General features: G+C 66.9%; 3 protein-coding genes. 1 reads left to right on the top strand and 2 read right to left on the bottom strand.

Going from position 1 to position 2,103, the window contains the following annotated elements; all coding sequences use genetic code 11:
- Positions 1-423 (top strand): hypothetical protein (locus VGI62_RS05745; RefSeq protein WP_331503441.1); only part of this gene is annotated, 423 nt, incomplete at its 5' end.
- Positions 424-435: 12 nt separating this feature from the next.
- On the opposite strand, the gene VGI62_RS05740 is transcribed toward VGI62_RS05745, so the two are convergent.
- Both VGI62_RS05740 and VGI62_RS05735 read right to left on the bottom strand, forming a co-directional pair.
- Entirely contained in the window at positions 436-1,674 is a 1,239-nt protein-coding gene (locus tag VGI62_RS05740) for a cytochrome P450 (protein WP_331503440.1), read from the bottom strand.
- A partial coding sequence (locus tag VGI62_RS05735; protein WP_331503439.1) for a hypothetical protein occupies positions 1,674-2,103 on the bottom strand: 430 nt, incomplete at its 5' end. The genes VGI62_RS05740 and VGI62_RS05735, both read right to left, overlap by 1 nt.

The following is a 2,103-nucleotide window of genomic DNA, read 5'->3' as shown; positions in this document are numbered from 1 at the left end:
TATGACGCCATCAAGGCGAACCTGGCGGGCCGGATCGCCATTGCGCTCTCGCGAACGGGCCGGATGCGCCAGGCTATCGAGATCGTCGAGGAATGCCTTCGCAAGGGATTGCACCTGCGCACCGGTCAGATGGAGCGGTATTTCCTGCTGGCCGGCTACGCCGAAGCTCTGGTCACCAGCGGCGACGCCGAGGGGGGCCTGGCGCAGCTGGAAGAGGCGTTCCTGATCGCCAGGCGCATCAACAACCCGTGCTGGATGGTCGATGGTCTGGGTCTTCGTGCGCGGCTGATGACGCGCGCGAAACCCGGCGATTCACGCATCGAGGGCGACCTCGCTGAGCGGAGCGAGCTCTGCCGGCGCTATGGCATCGCGCCGTGGGCGATGGAGCCCGCGACCGGGACACCGATCGCGCAGACCGCGTGAGCCGGGCTGTGGTCAGTGTGCGCGATCGAACGCGACCCAAAGCTGATCCGGGATCAGGTTTTGCCGGCGTAGCCTGCCTCGGGACCCTGTCGCGCGGCGCAGACCATCGCGCTTCAGAAGGGGCTGCAGCATCAGGGGGACCAGGGCGCGGTTGAAGGCCATGGCGAAGCAGGTGTGCAGCCCGTCGCCAAAATGCAGGTACGTGCGCCATGGACGGGTCGGATCGAATACGTCCGGCTCAAGAATCCGGCGAGGGTCGCGCATGGCCGATTGCACGGCGACCCAAACCTTTGCGTCCTTACTGATCGTCGTTTGACGCGGCGTCCCGGCGGCGATCATGTGGTCGGAGCGGGCGCGCCTTTGAATGACCGGCGCCAGCGGATCGAAACGCAGCGCCTCGAAGGTGTAACCTGCCAGCGCCTCGTTATCGCCGCTTCGAGCCAGCGCCTGGGCGCGACCCAACTCGGCGGGGCGTTGCAGGAGCTGCTCCATGGCGAGCGCGGCGATCAGTTGCAGTTGCGGCATGGCGACCAGGAGGCCGAGCAGGGCGGTGCGTATCTGAACGTCGCTGAACCCGTCCCGGCCCTTCGCCTGCAAGGCCAGGCAGCGCCCGAGCGCGTCGTCGACGGCCGGTTGAGCCTTTCGCGAGGCGATCAGGGCGTCGAGGTGATCGCGCATGACCGCCGAGAGTTGGACGACCTCGGCATGGAGATCGGCGTCGCCGAAGGGGTCGGCGAACTGGAATTCGAACAGGCGCTGGCCAACCTCCTGCAGGTCGCGGCCCGCTGGCGCGGTCACGCCGAGGTAGTCTGAGAACACGTCGAAGGCGATCTGGCGCGCGAAGCCGACCACTTCGACGGGTCCGTCCGCGGCGGCGAGCAGGGCTTGCGCACGCGCTGTGGTGGCCTTGGCGAGCGCCGGGATGTCGGCGGGGCGCACGGCCATGTGCAGCGCATTGACCTCATGGTCGTGGGCCGCCTCGGCGTCCTGGACCAGGAAGAACGGCTCGTTGGCCATGATCACCTGCAGCTTCTCGCCGTAGGTTACGGAAAAGTGGCGGTTCTCCAGGAAGAGTTCACGCACGTCGTCACTGCGGGAGACTATCGCCAATTTGCCGACGTTGATGATCGGCAGGACGCGCCGCTGAACCCTGAAAATCAGGTCCGCGTGCTGAAGCAAGAAGGACGCGACCGCCCCATTCAGGCCGCCCCGCGGTTTGGACCTGCCGAAGGCCGGCGCCTGGGCGCTCATCAAAGCCCGCCCAGGTAAGCGAGCGCCGGCAGGCTCGGAAGGAAGAAGTAGTCCCCGCCCACCAGGCGCACGTAGGTCTCGACCTCAACGCGGGTTCTGAGCGGCTTGCCCGGCAGCGTAAAGAAACCTTTCGGTCCCATCAGGGGATCGGTCTCGTCGAAGAGGGTGGCGAAGCTCTCGTTGAGCATCCAGGTCTGTTGGACGAACTCGAATTGCCGCGCGATGTCGGTATTGATGGCCATGAACAGGAGGCCGCGGTCGGCCGTCGGATTTTCGCTGAAGGGCGGCCCGTACTTGCGCCCCCGGCGCAGGAAGCGGTGGCTGTTGCTGGCCTCCAGGAAGCCCTGCATGTCACCCTTCGTCGGCGCCAGGCCATCGCGGGGGTTGGCGCGGCGCATGTGCGATCCCAGGGGACAGCCGAGCCCCTCC

This window comes from Phenylobacterium sp. (assembly GCF_036495085.1).
GTDB lineage: Bacteria > Pseudomonadota > Alphaproteobacteria > Caulobacterales > Caulobacteraceae > Phenylobacterium.
The sequence above is the reverse complement of the archived record's forward strand: the minus strand, read 5'-3'. Positions and strand labels throughout refer to the sequence as shown.

Excerpts from the sequence above, each read along its gene's own strand:
- VGI62_RS05740 (WP_331503440.1), bottom strand. The coding sequence starts at position 1,674 with ATGAGCGCCCAGGCGCCGGCCTTCGGCAGGTCCAAACCGCGGGGCGGC.